General features: G+C 65.7%; 21 protein-coding genes. 12 read left to right on the top strand and 9 right to left on the bottom strand.

From position 1 onward, the window contains the following. The 4 genes from GSQ95_RS03960 to GSQ95_RS03945 all read left to right on the top strand — a co-directional run. A partial coding sequence (locus tag GSQ95_RS03960; RefSeq protein WP_158973746.1) for a sorbosone dehydrogenase family protein occupies window positions 1–1,206 on the top strand: 1,206 nt, incomplete at its 5' end. Window positions 1,207–1,330: 124 nt separating this feature from the next. Further along, a complete protein-coding gene (locus GSQ95_RS03955) occupies window positions 1,331–2,005 on the top strand; it encodes a response regulator (RefSeq protein ID WP_158890102.1) in 675 nt (224 codons plus the stop codon). Continuing rightward, window positions 2,002–3,378, top strand: a complete 1,377-nt coding sequence (locus tag GSQ95_RS03950) for a HAMP domain-containing sensor histidine kinase (protein WP_158890104.1) — start codon at window positions 2,002–2,004, stop codon at window positions 3,376–3,378. Before GSQ95_RS03955 ends, GSQ95_RS03950 begins: the two co-directional genes overlap by 4 nt. Window positions 3,379–3,486: 108 nt before the next feature. Beyond that, the gene (locus GSQ95_RS03945) at window positions 3,487–4,101 is read left to right on the top strand and encodes a glutathione S-transferase family protein (RefSeq protein ID WP_158890106.1); all 615 of its coding nucleotides are present in this window, start codon (window positions 3,487–3,489) and stop codon (window positions 4,099–4,101) included. Window positions 4,102–4,108: 7 nt separating this feature from the next. Here GSQ95_RS03945 and GSQ95_RS03940 read toward each other — a convergent pair whose 3' ends face one another. Further along, window positions 4,109–5,365, bottom strand: coding sequence for an HD-GYP domain-containing protein (locus GSQ95_RS03940; protein ID WP_158890108.1), 1,257 nt, complete (start codon window positions 5,363–5,365; stop codon window positions 4,109–4,111). 105 nt (window positions 5,366–5,470) lie between these two features. On the opposite strand from GSQ95_RS03940, the gene GSQ95_RS03935 reads away from it, so the two are divergent. Beyond that, window positions 5,471–6,358 (top strand): acyltransferase, encoded by an 888-nt coding sequence (locus GSQ95_RS03935; protein WP_158890110.1) that lies wholly within the window; start codon window positions 5,471–5,473, stop codon window positions 6,356–6,358. A 71-nt stretch (window positions 6,359–6,429) separates the two neighbouring features. Further along, the gene (gene mdtD, locus GSQ95_RS03930) at window positions 6,430–7,863 is read left to right on the top strand and encodes a multidrug transporter subunit MdtD (RefSeq protein ID WP_158890112.1); all 1,434 of its coding nucleotides are present in this window, start codon (window positions 6,430–6,432) and stop codon (window positions 7,861–7,863) included. An 87-nt stretch (window positions 7,864–7,950) separates the two neighbouring features. On the opposite strand, the gene GSQ95_RS03925 is transcribed toward mdtD, so the two are convergent. Continuing rightward, window positions 7,951–8,160, bottom strand: coding sequence for a cold-shock protein (locus GSQ95_RS03925; RefSeq protein WP_133860530.1), 210 nt, complete (start codon window positions 8,158–8,160; stop codon window positions 7,951–7,953). A gap of 410 nt (window positions 8,161–8,570) precedes the next feature. On the opposite strand from GSQ95_RS03925, the gene GSQ95_RS03920 reads away from it, so the two are divergent. After that, window positions 8,571–9,263, top strand: coding sequence for an HAD family phosphatase (locus GSQ95_RS03920; RefSeq protein WP_158890114.1), 693 nt, complete (start codon window positions 8,571–8,573; stop codon window positions 9,261–9,263). A gap of 43 nt (window positions 9,264–9,306) precedes the next feature. Here the strand turns inward: GSQ95_RS03920 and GSQ95_RS03915 are convergent, their stop codons facing one another. Both GSQ95_RS03915 and GSQ95_RS03910 read right to left on the bottom strand, forming a co-directional pair. Beyond that, window positions 9,307–10,521 (bottom strand): NAD(P)-dependent oxidoreductase, encoded by a 1,215-nt coding sequence (locus tag GSQ95_RS03915; protein ID WP_178118367.1) that lies wholly within the window; start codon window positions 10,519–10,521, stop codon window positions 9,307–9,309. A gap of 287 nt (window positions 10,522–10,808) precedes the next feature. Beyond that, entirely contained in the window at window positions 10,809–12,302 is a 1,494-nt protein-coding gene (locus tag GSQ95_RS03910) for a lipid II flippase MurJ (protein WP_158890118.1), read from the bottom strand. Between the two features lie 315 nt (window positions 12,303–12,617). On the opposite strand from GSQ95_RS03910, the gene GSQ95_RS03905 reads away from it, so the two are divergent. Continuing rightward, complete coding sequence (locus GSQ95_RS03905) at window positions 12,618–12,872, top strand: YebG family protein (RefSeq protein ID WP_007161283.1); 255 nt, start codon at window positions 12,618–12,620, stop codon at window positions 12,870–12,872. A 56-nt stretch (window positions 12,873–12,928) separates the two neighbouring features. Then, the gene (locus tag GSQ95_RS03900) at window positions 12,929–13,882 is read left to right on the top strand and encodes a nucleoside hydrolase (protein WP_158890120.1); all 954 of its coding nucleotides are present in this window, start codon (window positions 12,929–12,931) and stop codon (window positions 13,880–13,882) included. 82 nt (window positions 13,883–13,964) lie between these two features. Here the strand turns inward: GSQ95_RS03900 and fba are convergent, their stop codons facing one another. The 5 genes from fba to epd form a co-directional block, all read right to left on the bottom strand. Then, a complete protein-coding gene (gene fba / locus GSQ95_RS03895) occupies window positions 13,965–15,029 on the bottom strand; it encodes a class II fructose-bisphosphate aldolase (RefSeq protein WP_059316498.1) in 1,065 nt (354 codons plus the stop codon). Between the two features lie 118 nt (window positions 15,030–15,147). After that, on the bottom strand, window positions 15,148–15,477 hold the full coding sequence (locus tag GSQ95_RS03890; protein ID WP_158890122.1) for an MliC family protein: 330 nt from the start codon (window positions 15,475–15,477) through the stop codon (window positions 15,148–15,150). After that, window positions 15,474–15,665 carry a hypothetical protein gene (locus GSQ95_RS03885; RefSeq protein WP_158890124.1) on the bottom strand — a complete coding sequence of 64 codons (192 nt, stop codon included), beginning with the start codon at window positions 15,663–15,665 and terminating at the stop codon, window positions 15,474–15,476. The genes GSQ95_RS03890 and GSQ95_RS03885 overlap by 4 nt, the downstream gene beginning before the upstream one ends. Before the next feature lie 5 nt (window positions 15,666–15,670). Beyond that, window positions 15,671–16,834: a phosphoglycerate kinase gene (locus GSQ95_RS03880; protein WP_133860523.1), complete on the bottom strand. Its 1,164-nt coding sequence runs from the start codon at window positions 16,832–16,834 to the stop codon at window positions 15,671–15,673. A 27-nt stretch (window positions 16,835–16,861) separates the two neighbouring features. Next, window positions 16,862–17,905: an erythrose-4-phosphate dehydrogenase gene (gene epd, locus GSQ95_RS03875; RefSeq protein ID WP_158890126.1), complete on the bottom strand. Its 1,044-nt coding sequence runs from the start codon at window positions 17,903–17,905 to the stop codon at window positions 16,862–16,864. Between the two features lie 463 nt (window positions 17,906–18,368). Here epd and nrdH point away from each other — a divergent pair, with 463 nt between their 5' ends. From nrdH to nrdE, 3 genes are read left to right on the top strand one after another with little or no spacing between them, the layout of a single operon-like run. Continuing rightward, a complete protein-coding gene (nrdH, locus tag GSQ95_RS03870) occupies window positions 18,369–18,593 on the top strand; it encodes a glutaredoxin-like protein NrdH (protein ID WP_059230613.1) in 225 nt (74 codons plus the stop codon). 10 nt (window positions 18,594–18,603) lie between these two features. Next, the gene (gene nrdI / locus GSQ95_RS03865; protein ID WP_158890128.1) at window positions 18,604–19,008 is read left to right on the top strand and encodes a class Ib ribonucleoside-diphosphate reductase assembly flavoprotein NrdI; all 405 of its coding nucleotides are present in this window, start codon (window positions 18,604–18,606) and stop codon (window positions 19,006–19,008) included. After that, entirely contained in the window at window positions 18,990–21,131 is a 2,142-nt protein-coding gene (nrdE, locus tag GSQ95_RS03860; protein ID WP_158890130.1) for a class 1b ribonucleoside-diphosphate reductase subunit alpha, read from the top strand. The genes nrdI and nrdE overlap by 19 nt, the downstream gene beginning before the upstream one ends. The last annotated feature ends 8 nt before the right edge of the window (window positions 21,132–21,139 follow it).

The raw sequence follows: 21,139 nt of genomic DNA, 5'->3' as shown, positions 1-21,139 counted from the left end.
CTGCCCGAGCCCCACAAGACCCTGCTGCCGACCATCAACGTGGCGCCGGCGATCGGTTGGCCCGAGGGCGGCAAGCCCATCGCTGCGGCCGGAACCCAGGTCCAGGCCTTCGCCCGCGGGCTGGACCATCCGCGCTGGCTCTATGTGCTGCCCAATGGCGATGTGCTGGTGGCGGAAAGCAATGCGCCCAGGCGCGATGATTTTCCCAGCATCAAGAACTGGATCGCCGGCCTGTTCATGAAAAAGGCCGGCGCCGGGGTACCCAGCGCCGACCGCATTACCCTGCTGCGCGATGCCGACGGCGATGGCGTCGCCGAGACCCGCATGGTCTTCGCCGAGCACCTGCATTCGCCCTTCGGCATGGCGCTGGTGGGCGAGGACTTCTATGTCGCCAACGCCGACGCCCTGGTGCGCTTCACCTACCGCCCCGGGGCGACTCACCTGGAAGGCCCGCCGGTGACGGTCACCGACCTGCCGGCCGGCATCAATCACCACTGGACCAAGAACGTCATCGCCAGTCGCGACGGCAGGAAGCTCTATCTCACCGTGGGCTCCAACAGCAACGTCGGCGAAAACGGTCTGGACATCGAGCAAGGCCGCGCCGCCATCTGGGAGCTGGACCGCGCCAGTGGCGAGAAGCGCCTGTTCGCCAGCGGCCTGCGCAATCCCAATGGCCTGGACTGGGAGCCCACCACCGGCAAGCTGTGGACGGTGGTCAACGAGCGCGACGAGATCGGCAGCGACCTGGTGCCGGACTACGCCACCTCGGTGCAGGACGGCGGCTTCTATGGCTGGCCCTACAGCTACTGGGGCAAGACCGTGGACAGTCGGGTGCAGCCGCCCCGTCCGGATCTGGTGGCCAAGGCGCTGACCCCCGACTATGCCCTGGGCACCCACACGGCCTCCCTGGGCCTCGCCTTCGCCAGCGCCGACAGCCAGTTGCCGACGGCTTTCCGCCACGGGCTGTTCGTCGGCCAGCACGGTTCCTGGAATCGTGATCCCAAGAGCGGCTACAAGGTCATCTTTGTGCCCTTCCAGGACGGCAAGCCCAGCGGCCCGCCGCGGGACCTGCTGAGCGGTTTCCTCAATGACAAGGAGGAAGCCCAGGGGCGACCGGTCGGGGTGGTCAACGACGGTCGTGGCGGCCTGCTGGTGGCCGACGACGTCGGCAATACCCTCTGGCGGGTCAGCGCCCAGCGCCCCTGAGCGTTGTTAATCCGCCCTTAAGCGCCTTGGACTAGGCTGGAGGCTGACCATCCCGGAGGTGGTCACCGCTCTTGCCGAGGCCGGCCCGGAGCGGTACAACCGCTCAACCGCCTGGGAAAATCCGATGAGAATACTGCTGGCCGAAGACGACATGCTACTGGGCGACGGCATCCGCGCCGGTCTGGCGCTGGAAGGCGATACCGTCGACTGGGTGACCGATGGCCAGGCCGCCCAGGCGGCGCTGGAAACCGATCCCTTCGATCTGGTGGTGCTCGACATCGGCCTGCCCCGTCGCTCGGGACTCGAGGTCCTGGCCGCCCTGCGCAAGCGCGGCGACGCCACCCCGGTGCTGATCCTCACCGCCCGCGACAAGGTCACCGACCGGGTCACCGGCCTGGACACCGGCGCCGACGACTACCTGACCAAGCCCTTCGATCTGGACGAACTGCTCGCCCGGGTGCGCGCCCTTACCCGGCGCAGTGCCGGCCGGGCGCTGCCGCAACTGGAGCACAACGACCTGCGGGTCGATCCGGCCACCCACCGGGTGACCCTGGCCGGTCAGCCGGTCGAACTGGCACCGCGCGAATACGCCCTGCTGCGCCTGCTGCTGCAAAACATGGGCAAGGTGCTCTCGCGCAATCGCCTGGAACAGGCGCTCTATGGCTGGGACGGGGACGTCGAGAGCAATGCCATCGAGGTCCATATCCATCACCTCAGGCGCAAGCTCGGCACCAGCCTGATCCGCACCGTGCGCGGCATCGGCTACGGCATCGACCAGCCCGAGCGGCCGGCTCCATGACCGACGGCCCGGCCGTCTCGCTGCGGCGGCGTCTGCTGACGCTGCTGCTGTGCGGCATCTTCGCCTGCTGGCTGATCGCCGCCCTGGTGACCTACCAGCTAGTGCTGCGCCAGGTGAATCGCCTGGCGGACGAGGACATGCTCGACTTCGGCTCGGCGGCCCTGCACCTGGCCACCCTGAGCGAGGGGGGCGACTACAGCCTGCCGCTCGCGGCGCGCGCCCTGGAACGCAGCCGCACGGCCATCGCCGACCTGCCGCTGTTCAAGCGCCGCAACGCCCTGGGCTATCTGCTGCAGGCCGGTGACCAGCGCCTCGGCACCCCGGCGCCACCCGCCGGCCTGGCCGACCAGCCACCCGGCTTCAGCAGTCTTCTGGCCGAGGGGCAGCACTGGCGCGTGCTGCGCCTGAGCAGCGGCGACGGACGCATCTGGATCTACGAGAACCTGGCCGATCGCCGCGGCGCCACCAACCTACTGCTGCTCGGCTCGCTGTTTCCCCTGGCGCTGGCCCTGCCGGTGCTGGCCGCGCTCATCTGGTTCGGCGTCACCCGCGGTCTCGAACCCCTGCGCCAGCTGGCGGCGCAGATCAAGCAGCGTTCCGCCCAGCGCCTGGAGCCCCTGGCGCTGAATCGGGTGCCCCTGGAAGCCGCGGTCCTGGTCGAGGAGATCAACGCCCTGCTGCAGCGCCTGGACGGCGCCCTGGAGGCCGAGCGGCGCCTGACCAGTGACGCCGCCCACGAGATCCGCACGCCCCTCGCCAGCTTGCTGACCCACACCCAGGTCGCCCTGAGGTCCAGCGATCCCCAGGCCCACGCCCGCGGCCTGGTGCAGGTGCGCCGCAGCGCCGAACGCATCAGCCAGCTGATGGAGCAGATCCTGCTCCTGGCCCGCCTGGACAGTGGTGCCCTGCAGGAGCAGTTCGTCCCGGTGCATCTCGGCCGGCTGGCAGCGGATACCCTGTCGGAACTCGCGCCCCTGGCCATCGAGAAGCACATCGACCTGGTGCTGGAGGATCAGGAGGTCAAGTTGTCCGGCATTCCCACCTGGCTGAGCGTGCTGCTCACCAACCTGGTGGGCAACGCCATCCGCTACACCCCCAGCGGGAGTCAGGTACTGGTGCGGGTCGTCGAGGACGTGCCCGGGCGGGTACGCATCAATGTCTGCGACAGCGGCCCCGGGGTCAGTCCGGAAGAGCGGGCGGTGATCTTTACCCGTTTCTACCGCAGCGAGAGTGCCGGCCAGAACGTCGGCAGCGGCCTGGGCCTGCCCATCGTCAAACGTATCGTCGAAATCCATGGCGGCAGCCTGCACCTGGGCGAAGGCCTGCAAGGACGCGGGCTGGGGGTGTACGTCGAGCTGCCCGGCCTGGCCTGATCCGGCCAGCTACGACCAAGGCCATCTTTTATCCGGGCCGGCCTAGGGCTTACAGTGCAGGGATTCGCCACACGCGAATGCAGTCCTGCATTCTGGAGAGCCCGGCCCATGTCCATGATCCTGTACCACACTCCCGCCTCGCCCTTCGGTCGCAAAGTCGTGGTGATGCTCCACGAGACGGACCTGATCGAGCAGGTGGAAGTGGAAATCGTCCAGCAGACGCCGCTCAATCCCAATCGCGATGTTCTCGATACCAATCCGGCTGGCAAGATTCCCGCCCTGCGCCTGGCCGATGGCACCTGCCTGCACGACAGTCGCGTCATCCTCGACTACCTGGACACCCTGCACGAGCGCACCCCGCTGATCCCGCGCCAGGGTCCGGAGCGCTGGCGCCGCCTGACCCTGGCGTCGCTGTGCGATGCCATGATGGAAGCCGCGGTGCAGATCCGCTACGAGAGCTTCATGCGCCCACCGGGCATGCAGTGGAAGCTCTGGCTGGACAACCAGCAGGAGAAGATCGCCCGGGCGCTGGACTACTTCGAGCGCGAGGCGATCGCCGAGCTGGACGGCGAATTCGACGTGGCCTGCCTGGGCATGGCCTGCCTGCTGGGCTATCTGGACTTCCGCATCCCCACCTTCGCCTGGCGCAGCGACTGCCCGCGCATCGCCGCCTGGTACGCCCGTACCAGCGAGCGCCCCTCGCTACAGACGACCCGCCCCTGAGCCGGCGCTAGGCCTGTTGCCAGAGCCGCTCCAGGTTGCGAAAACCCCACTCCTCCGGATCCTCCCGCCGCACGATGCGCTCATCGGCGGGTGGCCGGGCGAGATCCAGCAGCCGCTGCGGCAGCGGGGTGCGCGAGCGGGCGGAAAAGAACACCCGCACCTGCGGGGTCAGCAGGCTGTCCGGGTGCTGCTCGACCACTACCGCCAGTTGCTCGTTGCTCAGCCGGACCAGGGAACCGATCGGATAGATGCCCAGCGTCTTGACGAAGGCCTGGAACACCCGCGGATCGAAATGCCCCTTCCACTCCGCCATGCGCCGGATCGCTTCGGCGGGACTCCAGGCGGTCTTGTAGGGCCGGGTCGAGGAGATGGCGTCGTAGACGTCGCAGACCGCGGCGATGCGCGACAGCAGACTGATCTGGGTACCGGCCAGGCCATGGGGATAGCCGCTGCCATCGAATTTCTCATGATGGTGCAGGCAGACGTCGATGACCTCCGCGGTCGCGCCCCACTGCTGCAGCAGGGCGACGCCCTCCGCGGGATGCCGTTGCATCACGGCGAATTCCGCCTCGGTCAGCTTGCCCGGCTTGTTGAGCACCTCGAGAGGGATGCGCATCTTGCCCACGTCATGCAGCAGGCCGGCCTGGCCGGCCAGTTGCACCTGGTCCGCCGGCAGCTCCATCTGCCGTGCCACCGCCGTCATGAGGGCGCAGACCGACACCGAATGGATATAGGTATACTCGTCGGCCGTACGCAGCCGCGTCAGACTGATCAGCGCCGTGGGATACCGCAGCACCGACGCCGAGATCTGCTCGACCACGGTCGCCACCTCGCTCAGCTCGATGGCCTGCCCCAGGCGCACGTCCTGGAACAGCCGCGCCACCTCCTGCTTGGCGTGGGCGCTCACGGCGGAAGCCTGGGCCATTTCCTGCGGACAGCTCAGGGCGGCGCCTGGCGCGGTGCCGACAACCGGGACCGGAGCGGCGACTGGGGGCAGCTCGGGGGCAATGGCCGGCGCGGCGACGGGCTCGGAGAGCAGCAGCGGATCCACCGCGGGTGGGCACTCCGCTGGCGGCGGGCAATCCAGCCCTTTCGCGATATCGATCCACACCGCGGTCACGGCGCTGTCCTGGATCTTCTGCAGGTCGCGCGGTTCCTGGAGCAGGAAGCGCGCCTTCCAGAACGGATGGTCGATCCAGCTGCCTTCGAATCTGTGGATGTACATGCCGAGGCAGACCTCGGCACTGGTAACCTTCTTGAGCATGGCGTTCACTTCGCAGCTGATCGGCAGCAGCCATCCAGAGCAGATGATCGCAAAATGCTATGTCACGCTAAAGACTATCGCCCCAAGTTCTAGACGAGAGAATCCATGCACCTCCTGACCGGTATCACCGTCTCTGCGCTGCTCCTGTTGAACACCCTGGTCATGATCGGTCCGCTGCTGGCCTTCGCCCTGCTCAAGCTGCTGCCCATCGTCGCGCTGCGCGACCTCTGCTCCCGGGTGGTCACCGCCATCGCCGAGACCTGGGCCGAGATCAACAAGGTCATCTTCGCCCGTTTCACTCCCACCGTCTGGGACATCCGCGGCACCGAGGCACTCAACCGTGACAGCTCCTACCTGGTCATCTGCAACCACCAGTCCTGGGTCGACATCGCCGCGCTCATCGAGACCTTCAACGGCAAGGTGCCCTACTTCAAGTTCTTCCTGAAGAAGGAGCTGATCTGGGTGCCCTTCCTGGGGCTCGCCTGGTGGGCGCTGGACTACCCCTTCATGAAGAGATACACCCGCGCCCAGCTGGCCCGCCGCCCGGAACTCAAGGGCGCGGACCTGGCCATCACCCGCCGCGCCTGCGAGAAATTCCGCCGCCAGCCAGTGACCATCGTCAATTACCTGGAAGGCACGCGCTTCACCGCCGCCAAGCATGCCGAGCAGCACTCGCCCTATCGCCACCTGCTCAAGCCCAAGGCCGGCGGCATGGCCTTCGTCCTCGCCGCCATGGGCGAGCAGCTGGACACCCTGCTGGATGTCACCCTGGTCTATCCGGACGGTCGCGTGCCCGGCTTCTGGGACCTGCTCTGCGGCCGCGTCAAACGCGTTATCATCGATATTCGCGCACGACCTCTGGATCCGGCGCGCTGGGCGGGTGACTACAGCGAAGATGCGGAATTTCGCGCAGGCTTCCAGCAGTGGGTCAGCACGCTCTGGGCAGAGAAGGACCAGCGGATCGAGGCGCTGCTAGATTCCCGCTCACGCTGATCGAGCGGGGCACCCTGCCGCGTGCAGACAGTCAGAGAGCGGGTAGTCGGCTGTCTCGACAAGGATCTCCCATGCCCTCCCCGACCCTGGATACCACCACGACCCGCTGGCTTCCCTGGCTGATCGCCGTCGCCTTCTTCATGCAGTCGCTGGACGCGACCATCGTCAACACCGCCCTGCCGCGCATGGCCGCCGACCTCGGCGAGAATCCGCTGCGCATGCAGGGGGTGGTGATCGCCTATCTGCTCACCGTCGCGCTGCTGATTCCGGCCTCGGGCTGGATCTCAGATCGCTTCGGCAGTCGCCGCGTCTTCTTCACCGCCATCGCCCTCTTCACCTTTGGCTCGCTGCTCTGCGCCCTGGCGCCCAGCCTCAACCTGCTGATCGCCGCCCGGGTCATCCAGGGACTCGGGGGTTCGCTGATGCTGCCGGTGGGGCGCCTGGTGATCCTGCGCGTCTATCCGCGCAGCGAGCTGGTGCGCATCCTCAGCTTCATCACCATTCCCGGCCTAATCGGTCCTCTGGCGGGCCCGGCACTGGGCGGCTGGCTGGTGGAGGCCGTGTCCTGGCACTGGATCTTCCTGATCAACCTGCCGGTGGGCATCCTCGGCTGCCTGGCCACCCGCCGCCTGCTGCCGGATCTGCGCAGCCCCCTCCCGCAGCGCTTCGACGGCCTGGGCTTCCTGCTCTTCGGCACCGCTATGATCCTCATCAGCGTCGCCCTGGAAGGCCTCGGCGAACTGCACCTGCCCCATGTGCGGGTGGTGCTGCTGCTGATGGGCGGCATGGCCTGCATGGTCGCCTACTGGTTGCGCGCCCTGCACCACGACCAGCCGCTGTTCTCCGCCGAGCTGTTTCGCATCCGCAGCTTCGCGGTGGGCATCTTTGGCAATCTCTTCGCCCGCCTCGGCAGTGGCGCCCTGCCCTTTCTCATCCCGCTGCTGTTCCAGGTGGGCCTCGGCTATTCGCCGACCCAGGCCGGTCTGCTGATGATGCCCCTGGCGCTGTCGGCGATGCTGGCCAAGCCCATCGCCGGCCCGCTGATCGGGCGGCTCGGCTATCGGCGCCTGCTGGTGGGCAACACCCTGCTGCTGGGGTGCCTGATCGCCAGTCTCGCCCTGATCGGCCCTGGCACGCCCTTCATCTGGCTGCTCATCCACCTGGGTATCCTCGGCGCGGTGAATTCCATGCAGTTCACCGCCATGAACACCATCACCCTCATCGACCTGCACGACCAGCAGGCGGCCAGCGGCAACAGCCTGCTGTCGGTGGTGATGCAGCTGGCCATGAGCTTTGGCGTCGCCTGCGCCGCCGCCCTGCTGGGCGGTTTCCAAGACGACTATGGCGACACCGAGGTGCTGTCCGCCTTTCGCGCGACCTTTCTCAGCGTCGGCGCCCTGTCGATGCTGGCGGCGGCGATCTTCCTGCAGGCTTCGCGCGAGACCGGCCGGCGGGTCAAGCCGCTGGCGACCGAGCCGGAAAAGAGCGCGCAGAACGTGGAGTGAGGCGGCCGGCCGCGCCGGACCAACGGGCAGAAACGAAAAACCCCGGCCTGGCCGGGGTTTTTCGTGAGCTTCGGGCGCTGTCAGGTGTCAGACGACCTGTACGCGCTCTGCCTGCATGCCCTTCTGGCCTTGCACGACTTCGAAGCTGACCTTCTGGCCTTCAGCCAGGGTCTTGAAACCAGTGCCTTCGATGGCGCGGAAGTGCACGAACACGTCCGGACCGCTCTCGGGAGTGATGAAGCCATAGCCTTTGGTTTCGTTGAACCACTTGACGGTACCGTTCTGACGATTCGACATGACGGGTGTTGCTCCTTGGAATCACGAGTTTGTTATTGACACTGGCTGGCGCGGTAATGCGTTGCATTGACCAGGCGCCCGGTACTGAGTTGCAAGGAGTAACAAGAATCGAGCAGCAAGGGGTGGACGAAGAGCCTACCGCCTCAGGTCACGATCGACGGCGACCCAAGCAAACACAGTTCTCGAACTCTACGCCATATTTTTCTGGAAAGCGATTACCCTCCGGAGGGCGAAATCCTTTTTGACAAGGGCTGTCTTGTCACCTCGCGCAAGGTACTGTCGAGCCGGTTTTCGACCACCCGGACAGCCCCGCAAAACCGCAGCCAGACTGCTTCGCCGCCGTCTGCCGCAGCTCTCGAAGGGGCTCGGGTCCGTTGCCCAGCCCTGAACTCCCCCTGCAAGGAATACCGATGAACGTCACCCCTGTGGAACTGCTGATCAGCGATTGCGATGGCGTGCTGGTCGACAGTGAAATCCTCGCCGAACGGGTCGTCCTCGACGGCCTGGCCGCCCATGCACCGCGCGCCGAACTCGAGGCCCTGCTGCACGGCACCTTCGGCCTGACCACCCGGGACATCTTCGCCCTGGTCGAACAGCGCTTCGGCATCACCCTGCCGCCGGCACTGTTCAGCGACCTGCGTGCCCAGGCGGAAACGCTGATCGCCACCAGCGTCGAGCCCATTCCCGGGGTGAAGCGTGCCCTGGAGAGCATCGACCTGCCGCTGGCGGTCGCCTCCAACAGCCTCAGGCACAGCGTCGAATCCTCGGTCCGCCGGGCCGATCTGGTGGCGCGGGTAGCGGGCCACATCTTCAGCGCCGACATGGTCGCCCAGCCCAAGCCGGCACCCGATGTCTATCTGCTCGCGGCCAGGACCCTGGGCGTCGCGCCGGAGCGCTGCCTGGTGATCGAAGACAGTGCCACCGGCGTGCGCGCGGCCCTGGCCGCCGGCATGCGCGTAATCGGCTTCACCGGTGCCAGCCATATTCCGCCGAGCCACGGCGAGACCCTGAGCGCCCTGGGCGTCACCGCCCTGATCGCCCACATGGACGAATTGCCCGCGACCGTCGCCCGCCTCCGCGCCGCCGCCAGCGGCGGGAAATGAAAAAGGGGCCCTCAGGGCCCCTTCGCTTCCCGCATCAGCGGAATCAGGACAGGACCGCCCCTACCGCCTTGGGCAGAGCCACCGGTGCCAGATCGGCCGTCGCGTTCCAGGCCGCCTCGCTCAGCTGGGTGTCCAGCAGCTGGCGATGGATCGCCTCACGGTGCTGCTGCAGGACGATGTCCAGGGCGCGGCTGGGCGTCAGTTCGACGTCGTCGAAGGTGACGATCTGACCCGGCTCCATGGCCCGCTTCAGCACGCTGTGCTTGAGCAGGCCGATCGGCAGGTGATCCGGGCACTCGGCGATCTTCACCGCTTCGCCGCGCACGCTGTAGCCACCGATGCCGCGCTCGATGATGTCGCCAGCCGCCATGGGCTTCTTCATGATGGCAGCCACGCTCAGGGTCGGCGTGGTGGAGTTGTTGAGCAGGATCTTGCCGCCGGCGATCACGCGACGCAGGGTCTTGCCGACTTCCAGGGAGCACAGGTGGAAGGGGCGTACCAGGACATAGTACGGCCCCTTGCCCAGCTTGAAGTATTCTATGGCGCCGGCCTGGTCTTCGTCATGGCGACCGACGACGAAGACGCCACCCGCGGAGTAGCCGCTCGGAATCACGTAGTCGACGATGGGCGTGCCCAGTTGCTCGGCCATCTGCGCCAGGATATTCGCGCTGTCCTGCAGGTTGGTCGAGTTGAGGCCTTCCAGACCCTGGCGGGTGATGGTGGCACCATAGTTGTTGCCCACCACCACCTGCTCGATCTGCACCTTGGTGCCATCGGTGAAGGAGGTGGTCTGGTCGACGCTGGTGCCCTGGCGCGCGGACCAGTAGGCCATGTCTTCCGGCGTCGGATTATGGTTCAGATAGCCCTTCATGTTGCCGTAGACCAGCGGCTTGAAGCCCATCTGCACGGCTTCTTCGTGCAGTGCCGCCAGCGAACCCGGCTGGTCGCCCTCGGCCTCGGTCAGGAACCCCTTGCCGGCCAGGTAGGAACCGGTCGTCACCTGCAGTTCGGCATTGATGGTGACCACCTTGATGCCGGCCTCGAAGGCGCGCTCGATGATCTCGGTACCGTGGTAGGGGTCGCCACTGCATTCCACCAGCAGATCGCAATGATCGACGAGATCCGCCACCGACTGGGTGAGCGCCTCGGTCAGCGGATAGTCGGTAACCGTGGCGATGGGCCGGCGGGTCAGGACGCGGGTCACGGTCATGTCGTCATAGTGACGGCTGATGAGCCGGGCCAGGCAGCGCGAGATCATGCCGGTACCGACGATGCCGATACGGGTGACAGGGGATTGGGAAGACATAGGATCGATTCCTTTCAAAGAGAATGTCGGTGGCGAGCAAGACCACCATGCGAAGTGCCGACCCCAACTGCGTGTCCGATCTCTTGCAAATGGAAAAACCGCTTCCATCAGAAATTCTATGACTGGGATCAATCTTTCCGTGCGACTCGAAGCCAAATCAAAAATTCATGACTTCGTAACAGATAGCGACCAATGGCCGCAGATCGCCACCTTTTTCCTAACCGTACCGTGACGGCGATTCAACTCGTCGGTTCTGCGCGCCCCGCACCGTCAGCACCGCGCGCCCAATAGCCACGGCGGAACAGGTCACGTTCGCCCAGCGCCAGCAACAGCACCAGGAAGCCCAGCATCGCCACGCTGATGCTGACGATCAGCTCCAGCAGGCCGACCGGCTTGGGCAACAGGAAAGTCAGCAGGGCCACCGCACTGCCAGCGCTGAACCAGCGCAGCAGCAGTGACAGATGCAGTCCGGCCAGGGCGTGGCGATAAAGCGCCAGCGCCATGAACACGGCCTGCAGGAAGGCCCCGGTGGTAAAGGAATAGGCCAGCCCCTGGGCGCCGAACGGCTGGTAGAGGACAGCGTCCAGCGTCACGGTGATGAAGGAGCTGGCCAGGGTGGTGTAAAGGAAGGTGCGGGCGCGCTGCTGCGACAGCAGGGCACGCCCCCACAGCAGGGCCAGGCCCATCCAGGGCAGGCCGAGGGCATAGGCCACCACCAGGGTGGCGGTCGCCGCGCTCTGCTCGGCGCCAAAGGCTCCACGCTCCAGCAGTACCTTGACCACTGGCTCCGAGTAGCTGAACAGCACCACGGCGGCCGGCACCAGGAACAGCAGGGTGCCGAGCAGCGCCTTGCGCATCAGCGCGCTGTACTTGTCGACATTGCCCTCGTTCCAGCTGCGGGTCAGCTCGGGAAAGATCATCGCCAGGATGGACAGCGCATAGAGCGTCAGCGGAATGGTCACGATGCGGTAGGAGAAGGACAGCATGGTGATATTGCCTTCGGCCAGCAGCGAGGCGAAGAAGCGCTCCGCCAGCATGCAGCCCTGCTGGGCGCCCGCGGCGAGCAGCACCGGCGCGAAGGTCACGGCGAAGGGACTGCCCTCGGGCTTCTCGAAGGCTACCGAGCGCTGGCTGAGATAGCCCAGCCGCCGGTGCTGGATGACGATCAGCAGCACCTGGGGCAGCAGCATGCCGGTGAACAGCGCGATGCCACTCGGCTGCAGGATGACGATGGCCAGGATGGCGCCCAGATTGAGCATCAGGGTGCGGGTCATCGGCAGGATGAAGATGCGATCCAGGTTGAGCAGCGCGCCCTGGCAATAGAGGATGGCCTGCACGCAGATCAGCAGGGTGCCGACGGCGAAGACCAGCTTGCCGGTCTCGATCTGCTCATCGCTCCAGCCCGGGGCCAGGGCATGCATCAGCCAGGGACTGGCGAGGACGCCGATCACCGACAGCAGCATGCCGAACAGGCCGATGCGCCAGTACAGCCAGCGACCGACCTGCTCGTACTGGGCGTTGCAGCGATCACGGATGCGTTGCAGATAGGGAATCATGGCATCGCGCAGGGCGAGGCCGAAGAAGCTCTCGAAGAACACCGGCAGGATGAGCGCGACGAAGATCAGGTCGGCTTCCCAGCTCACGCCGAATTGGCGGGCGATCAGCAGGTCGCGCAGGAACCCCAGCAGGAAGCTGGCGACGGTGATGGCCAGGATGACGAGGGTCGAACTCACGCCCGCACCTCGGTCGACCCAGACAGGTCGAGCACGGCAATAAGCGGACGGATAAAGATGGCAGGCATTGGCGGTCTCGTTCCGTGAGCCGGAGATAATCCGGATGAAGGCGGGCAACGGTGCCCGTTTGGTCCAGACTCAAAGACAACCTTCCGCTGTTAAGTTTCCCGAAGCAAATTCGAAGACACGCAGAAATGTCGAACGATTGGCAAATTGCCATGACTGGCTGGCAGCTGACCGCCGAGCGGTAATCCTTGCAATCCCGCAGCAAGACAACTACTGTATATATAACCAGATACAGAAACGAGGTGACGCATGGCCGTCGAAGTGTTGTATCGCAGCAGCCGAGATCCGGAGCGCCTGTTCATGGATAAAGCCGAAGCCGATCGTCACGACAAGATGTTGGAGCTGGCCGAGTCGCTCGCCAGCGTGCTGGACAAGGCCGTACCCGGTCTTGCCGAAAAGCAGTGCGAAGACCTGGGGCTGTTCATGGCCCGCAATCGCGAGGTCTTCGCCCGCGCATTTCGCAACCAGCCGGATGCATTGGGCGAGTTGGACCTGCCCAGCTAGCAAGGGGCGCCGCCCCTCGGGTAGCCTGGGAAGAGATCTGAGCCGGAGAAAGCCTCTTGTCCCTTCCCATCATCTTCGATACCGATCCTGGCGTGGACGACGCCCAGGCCATCGCCCTGCTGTTTGCCGATCCCGCCTTCGAGGTGATCGGTCTGACCACAACCTTCGGCAACGTGCCGGTCACCACGGCGACCCGCAACGCCCTGCTGCTCACCGAGCTGGCTGGCCGGGACACGCCCGTCGCCGCGGGTGTCGCCGAACCCCTGGTCAAGCCGGCCGGCAACCATGCCCTGCATGTGCATGGCCAGGATGGCCTGGGCAATCAGCAGCTGCCCGCGCCGAGCCAGGCAGCCCACGCCCTGGACGCCGCGCGTTTCATCGTCGAGCAGACCCGTCTGCGACCGGGTGAGATCACCCTTGTGGCGGTCGGGCCGCTGGGCAACCTGGCCCTCGCCCTGGCGCTGGATCCCACGGTCGCCGAGCGCGTCCGCGAGGTGGTGGTGATGGGCGGCGCCATCGTCGAGCCGGGCAACGTCACGCCGGTGGCCGAAGCCAACATCTTTTCCGATCCCCATGCCGCCGCGCGGGTCTTCGCCGCGCCCTGGCCACTGACCCTGGTCGGCCTCGACGCCACCCACCGCGCCGTCCTCGACCCGCCCCGCCTGCAGCGCATCGCGGCGCGCCAGGGCGCCCTCGGTGAGGTGCTCGCGCGCAGCTATGATTTCTATGCGGACTTCTACCGCAGCGTGAAGGACATCGACGGCTGCCATCCCCATGACAGCTGCGCCCTCGCCTACCTGCGCCGTCCCGAGCTGTTCCACACCGCGCGCGGTCACCTCAGCGTCGGCACCGAAGGCCTGGCGGAAGGCCAGACCTTCTTCGCCCCCGAGGGTCGCGCCTACCTGGACGGGCGCTGGTCCGGCAATCCGCTAGTAACGGTCTGCCTGAGCATGGACGGCGCCGCCATGGTCGCCTGGATGGAAGAGGTCCTGACCGCAACCGAGCGGTAAGGGGTAACGCGCCGCCGTTCGGGCTCCAGGCGATCGACAGGCGAAAAAAAGGCCCCTTGCGGGGCCTTTTCTAGATCCGGGATCAGTTGACCTTGGGGTCTAGTTCGCCGCGGGCATAACGCTCGAACATGGCATCCAGGGAGATCGGCTTGATCTTGGAGGCCTGGCCGGCGGTGCCGAAGGCTTCGTAACGGGCGATGCAGACTTCGCGCATGGCGGTCACGGTCTTGGCCAGGTACTTGCGCGGATCGAACTCGCTACGGTTCTTGGCCATGAACTCGCGGATGGCACCGGTGGACGCCAGACGCAGGTCGGTATCGATGTTGACCTTGCGGACCCCGTACTTGATGCCTTCGACGATCTCTTCGACCGGCACGCCGTAGGTTTCCTTGATGTCGCCACCGTACTCGTTGATGATCTTCAGCCACTCCTGGGGCACCGAGCTGGAGCCGTGCATGACCAGGTGGGTGTCCGGGATGCGCGCATGGATTTCCTTGATGCGCTGGATCGACAGGGTGTCCCCGGTCGGCGGCTTGGTGAACTTGTAGGCGCCGTGGCTGGTGCCGATGGCGATGGCCAGGGCATCGACCTTGGTGGCCTTGACGAACTGGGCGGCCTCTTCCGGATCGGTCAGCAGCTGGCTGTGATCCAGGGTGCCTTCGGCGCCCACGCCGTCTTCTTCACCGGCCATGCCGGTTTCCAGGCTGCCCAGGCAACCCAGCTCGCCTTCCACGGACACGCCGCAGGCATGGGCGAAGGCCACGGTCTGCTGGGTGACGCGCACGTTGTAGTCGTAGTCGGACGGCGTCTTGCCGTCGGCCATCAGCGAGCCGTCCATCATCACCGAGGAGAAGCCCAGCTGGATCGAGCGCTGGCAGATGTCGGGAGTGGTGCCGTGGTCCTGGTGCATGACCACCGGGATGTGCGGAAATTCTTCCACCGCGGCCAGGATCAGGTGACGCAGGAAGGGAGCGCCGGCGTACTTACGGGCACCGGCGGAGGCCTGGACGATGACCGGCGAATCGGTCTTGTCGGCGGCTTCCATGATGGCGCGCATCTGCTCGAGGTTGTTGACGTTGAAGGCCGGAACGCCGTAGCCGAATTCGGCGGCGTGATCCAGCAGCTGACGCATGCTGACGAGTGCCATTGGTGATTATCTCCCTACAAAGGCGGTGGTGGCGCCAGCCTGCATGAGCGGCTGGCAGGGTTCAAGCGGCCGACCCCTGGCCGCCCTGGATTAATCGGTTCAGCTGACATTCGCCCGTTCAAGGCGTCCGGCAGCCGCGGCCGATGAGGTCGTTGTTGGCGATCCAGTAGACGAGGCCCTGGTCGCCGCGGATATGTAAGGCCACCAGCCCGTCGGTATAGGACTGGCCATCGGTGGCCGGTTCGCGGTTGAGATGGCGGATCAGGCCATCGCCTTCCAGCTTGAGGTCGACGATGGACTGGCTGCGATCCACATAGCGCCAGTCGAAGGCCGCCTTGGAATCGCAGACCCAGTGGGTCCAGCCGCCGGTCTGCTGCGCGCCGCGGCCGGCGCAACCGGCCAGCAGGGCGAGACTCAGCAGCCCGAGGGCAAGCGTGCGCCCCTTCACTGGGCGCAACCGCTGGCAGGACGGCTGGCGTTGCCGGTGAGCGTATCGACGCGCTCGCCGTTCTGCGCCGTGGGCGTGGCGGCCGCCGCGGGCGGCGGCGCGAACACCGCGCAGGCCTTGTCGGCATTGCCACCGGCGCAACCGGCCAGCATCAGGACAGCGGAACAGACGAGCAGCGGCGTACGCATGGCGATTACTCCTGGGCGCGTTGCTGGAGGACTTCGACGGCCGGCAGGACCTTGCCCTCGACGAATTCGAGGAAGGCGCCACCCCCGGTGGAGATATAGGAGACCTTCTCGCCGATGCCGTATTTGTCGATGGCGGCCAGGGTGTCGCCACCACCGGCAATGGAGAAGGCGTCGCTGTCGGCGATGGCCTGGGCCAGGGTGCGGGTGCCTTCGCCGAACTGGTCGAACTCGAAGACGCCGACCGGACCGTTCCAGAGGATGGTCTTGGCCGATTTGAGCAGGTCGGCGAATTGCTGGGCGCTGACCGGGCCGATGTCGAGGATCATGTCGTCGTCGGCCACGTCGTTGATCGACTTGGTGACGGCTTCGGCGGTCTCGGCGAATTCCTTGGCGACCACCACGTCCACCGGCAGCGGCACGCTGACCTTGGCGGCGATGGCCTTGGCGGTATCCACCAGATCGGCTTCGTACAGCGACTTGCCGACCTTGTAGCCGGCCGCGGCCAGGAAGGTGTTGGCGATGCCGCCGCCGACGATCAGCTGATCACAGATCTGCGCCAGGGAATTGAGCACGTCCAGCTTGGTGGAGACCTTGGAGCCGGCGACGATGGCCGCCATCGGCCGGGCCGGATTGCCCAGCGCCTTGCCCAGGGCGTCCAGCTCGCCGGCCAGCAGCGGACCGGCCGCGGCAACCTTGGCGAACTTGGCCACGCCGTGGGTCGAGCCCTCGGCGCGGTGGGCGGTGCCGAAGGCGTCCATGACGAAGATGTCGCACAGGGCGGCATAGTGCTTCGCCAGGTCGTCGGCGTTCTTTTTCTCGCCCACGTTGAAGCGCACGTTCTCCAGCAGTACCAGCTGACCCGGCTCGACCTGGACGCCGTTCAGATAGTCCTTCACCAGTGGCACGTCACGACCCAGGGCCTTGCTCAGATAGGCGGCGACCGGTGCCAGGCTGTTTTCCTCGCTGAATTCGCCCTCGGTGGGACGGCCCAGGTGCGAGCAGACGATCACCGCGGCACCCTTTTCCAGGGCCAGCTTGAGGGTCGGCAGGGCGGCGACCAGGCGGGCATCGCTCTTGATCTGGCCTTCCTTCACCGGAACGTTGAGGTCTTCGCGGATCAGGACGCGCTTACCCTTCAGATCGAGGTCGCTCATTTTCAACACGGACATACAGGCAATCCCTTAGTTGTGCTTGTTTCAGGTGGGCTTGGCGATGCGCAGCCAATGGCCGGCGACGTCGAGCATGCGGTTGGCGAAGCCCCATTCGTTGTCGAACCACACCAGCAGATTGACCAGCCGGGGGCCGGAAACGCGGGTCTGGCTGCCATCGACGATAGCGGAATGGGGATCGTGGTTGAAATCGCAGGAGGCGTGGGGCAACTCGGTGTAGTCGATCAGCCCGGCCAGGGGACCGCTCCGGGCGGCGTCACGCAACAGGGTGTTGAGGGCGGGCGCCGTGGTGTCGCGGCCGACGATACAGGTGATGTCCAGGCAGGAGACGTTGACCGTGGGTACGCGCACGGCGCGGGCCTGGATGCGCCCGCCGAGCTCGGGCAGCAACCGTTCGATGCCGCGCGCCAGGCCGGTCGCCACCGGGATGATCGACTGGAACGCCGAACGCGTCCGCCGCAGATCCTCGGCATGGTAGGCGTCGATCACGGGCTGGTCGTTCATGGCCGAGTGGATCGTGGTGATGGAGACGTACTCCAGACCCAGGGTCTCGTGCAAAAGTTTCAGCACCGGGACGCTGCAGTTGGTGGTGCAGGAGGCATTCGAGACCAGCATCTCGTCACCGCGCAGGGCCTGCTGGTTGACCCCGTAGACCACGGTGGCGTCCACATCGGTCTCGCTGACCATGGGCTGGGAGAACAGCACCCGCGGCGCACCGGCGGCGAGAAAGCGCCCGGCCTCGGCACGGGTGCTGAAGGCACCGGAGCACTCCAGCACCAGATCGACGTCGAGCGTCCGCCAGTCCACCCGCTCGGGCTCGGCTTCGCGGCGGATCTCCAGGGCCTGCTCGCCGATGCGCAGGCGCTCACCCTCCAGCGCGACCCGGCCGGGAAAGCGGCCATGGGTGGAATCGAAGCGGGTGAGGTATTCCAGGCTGGGCCGGTCGGCCAGATCGTTGAGGGCGACGATGGCGAGCTCGCTGGCCGCGCCGCGCTCGTGCAGCGCACGCAATACGCAACGACCGATGCGACCGTAGCCGTTGAGAGCGAGGCGATAGCGAGCGGAACTCATGCGTGAACGGACCCGGGCGCAAGCGAAAGGCCGATTATGCGGCGGTTCGACGACGAATGGGAGTCGCCAGGGTAGTCAGGTCGACTTTCGCACTACAAAAAGGCGCTCTCCTTGGCAGACAGGAAAGAAATCCGCCGCCTGGCCTGGCATGCCTGCCGCAGCGACAACGGATCGCGGTCTGCAGGGAAGCCATGCAGGTAGTGCCAGGGGTTACGGGGCTACCTGGCGCTTAGCCCATGGCCGGGCAAAAACCGTCATCCGAGGGCGATAGATCAAAGGCATGACCCAGATCAAAAACCCTACGTGTTGTGTTGTAGAAATTGCAAAACACCATATGTAGTATCTGGACCGAACTTGAGGCCCAAGCCGAACTCCAAGGAAAAGACTCACGCCGCCCTGGCAAACGCCGGCTGGCGTCAGGCTTTTTCCTTTGAATTCGCCCCATTAAGGACAGGAGTCAGCCATGACCATCACCATCTACAGCAAGCCCGCCTGCGTGCAGTGCAACGCCACCTACCGTGCCCTGGACCGTCAGGGCATCACCTACCAGGTGGTGGATATCGAGCAGGACGCCCAGGCGCGCCAGACCGTGGAATCCCTGGGCTATCGCCAGGTGCCGGTGGTGGTGGCCGGTGACGACCACTGGGCCGGCTTCCGCCCGGACAAGCTCGGCCAGCTGGTGGCCTGAGGCCGGGGCCATGGGCGAGCTGCTGTATTTTTCCAGCACCTCGGAGAACACCCACAGATTCGTCGAGAAACTCGGGCTGCCGGCGCGGCGCATTCCCCAGGATCCCGCCGCCGAACCGCTCAAGGCCCGCGTGCCCTACATCCTGGTCTTGCCGACCTACGGCGGCGGCGGCAGCAAGGGCGCGGTGCCCAAGCCGGTGATCCACTTTCTCAACGATCCGCACAATCGCGCCCTGATCCGCGGCGTCATCGCCGCCGGCAACACCAACTTCGGCGAGGGCTACTGCCTGGGTGGACGCATCGTCGCCCAGAAATGCGCGGTGCCCCTGCTCTACCAATTCGAATTGCTCGGCACGACGGAGGATGTCGACCGGGTACGCACGGGAGTGAACGACTTTTGGCAACGGCAGGCCTGACCCCGACCGGCAGCGACGCGGACTATCACGCACTCAACGCCATGCTCAATCTCTATGGTCCCAACGGCGAGCTGCAACTCGACAAGGACCGCCAGGCGGCGCGGCAGTACTTCCTGCAGCACGTCAACCAGAACACGGTGTTCTTCCATAACCTGGACGAGAAACTCGGCTATCTGGTGGACAAGGGCTACTACGAGGCGGCGGTGCTGGCGCAATACGCGCCGGCCTTCGTCAAGGCGCTGTTCGAGCGCGCCTATGCCTACAAATTCCGTTTCCAGAGCTTTCTCGGCGCCTTCAAGTACTACACCAGCTACACCCTCAAGACCTTCGACGGCCAGCGCTACCTGGAACGCTACGAAGACCGGGTGTGCATGGTCGCCCTGAGTCTGGCGCGCGGTGACGAACAGCTGGCCGAGTCCCTGGTGGACGAGATGATCAGCGGCCGCTTCCAGCCGGCCACCCCGACCTTCCTCAACGCCGGCAAGCGCCAGCGCGGCGAGCTGGTGTCCTGCTTCCTCCTGCGCATCGAAGACAACATGGAGTCCATCGGCCGCGCCGTGAATTCGGCGCTGCAGCTCTCCAAGCGCGGCGGTGGCGTGGCCTTCCTGCTGAGCAACGTGCGCGAGGTCGGGGCGCCGATCAAGCGCATCGAGAACCAGTCCTCCGGCATCATCCCGATCATGAAGCTGTTGGAAGACGCCTTCTCCTATGCCAACCAGCTGGGTTCGCGCCAGGGCGCCGGGGCCGTCTACCTCAATGCCCACCACCCGGACATCCTGAGATTCCTCGACACCAAGCGCGAGAACGCCGACGAGAAGATCCGCATCAAGACCCTGTCCCTCGGCGTGGTCATCCCGGACATCACCTTCGAGCTGGCCAAGCGCAACGCCGACATGTATCTGTTCTCGCCCTATGACGTGGAGCGGGTCTATGGCGTGCCCTTCGCCGATATCAGCGTCAGCGAGAAATACGCGGAGATGGTGGCCGACGCGCGCATCCGCAAGCGCAAGATCAATGCCCGGGAATTCTTCCAGACCCTGGCGGAGATCCAGTTCGAATCCGGCTATCCCTACCTGATGTTCGAAGACACGGTGAATCGCGCCAACCCCATCGCCGGGCGCATCAACATGAGCAACCTCTGCTCGGAGATCCTCCAGGTCAACACCCCCAGCCGCTTCGACGAAGACCTGGGCTATGAGCACATCGGCCAGGACATCTCCTGCAACCTGGGTTCGCTGAACATCGCTCGCACCATGGATTCGCCGGACCTGGGCCGCACCGTGGAGACCGCCATCCGCGGCCTCACCGCGGTCTCGGAAATGAGCGACATCCGCTGCGTGCCCTCGGTGGCCGCCGGCAACGCCGCCTCCCACGCCATCGGCCTGGGCCAGATGAATCTGCACGGCTACCTGGCCCGCGAGCACATCCACTACGGCTCGGCGGAAGGCCTGGATTTCACCAACCTGTACTTCTACACCGTGACCTACCATGCGGTGCGTGCTTCCAATCGCCTGGCCATCGAGCGTGGCCAGAGCTTCCAGGGCTTTGCCGACTCCAAGTACGCCAGCGGCGCCTATTTCGACCAGTACACAGAGGGCGACTTCACCCCCCGTACCCCCCGGGTGGCCGAGTTGTTCGAGGTCGCCGGCATCCGCCTGCCGACCCGCACCGACTGGCAGGAACTCAAGGCATCGGTGATGCAGCACGGGCTGTTCAACCGCAATCTCCAGGCCATCCCGCCCACCGGCTCGATCTCCTATATCAACCACTCCACCTCGAGCATCCATCCCATCGTCGCCAAGGTGGAGATCCGCAAGGAAGGCAAGCTGGGTCGCGTCTACTACCCGGCGCCCTACCTGGCCGACGATAACCAGGAGTATTACCAGGATGCCTACGAGATCGGTCCGGAAAAGATCATCGACACCTATGCCGAGGCCACCCGCCATGTCGACCAGGGGCTGTCGCTGACGCTGTTCTTCCGCGACACCGCCACCACCCGCGACATCAACCGGGCGCAGATCCATGCCTGGAAGAAGGGCATCAAGACGCTCTATTACATCCGCCTGCGCCAGGCCGCCCTGGAAGGCACCGAGGTGCAGGGCTGCGTGTCCTGCAGCCTGTGAGGAAATCG

Origin of the sequence: Pseudomonas sp. BAV 4579, assembly GCF_009765395.1 — a bacterium.
Lineage (GTDB): Bacteria > Pseudomonadota > Gammaproteobacteria > Pseudomonadales > Pseudomonadaceae > Chryseomonas > Chryseomonas aestiva.
Note: the sequence above shows the minus strand (reverse complement) of the source record. Positions and strands in the feature narration are given on the sequence as shown.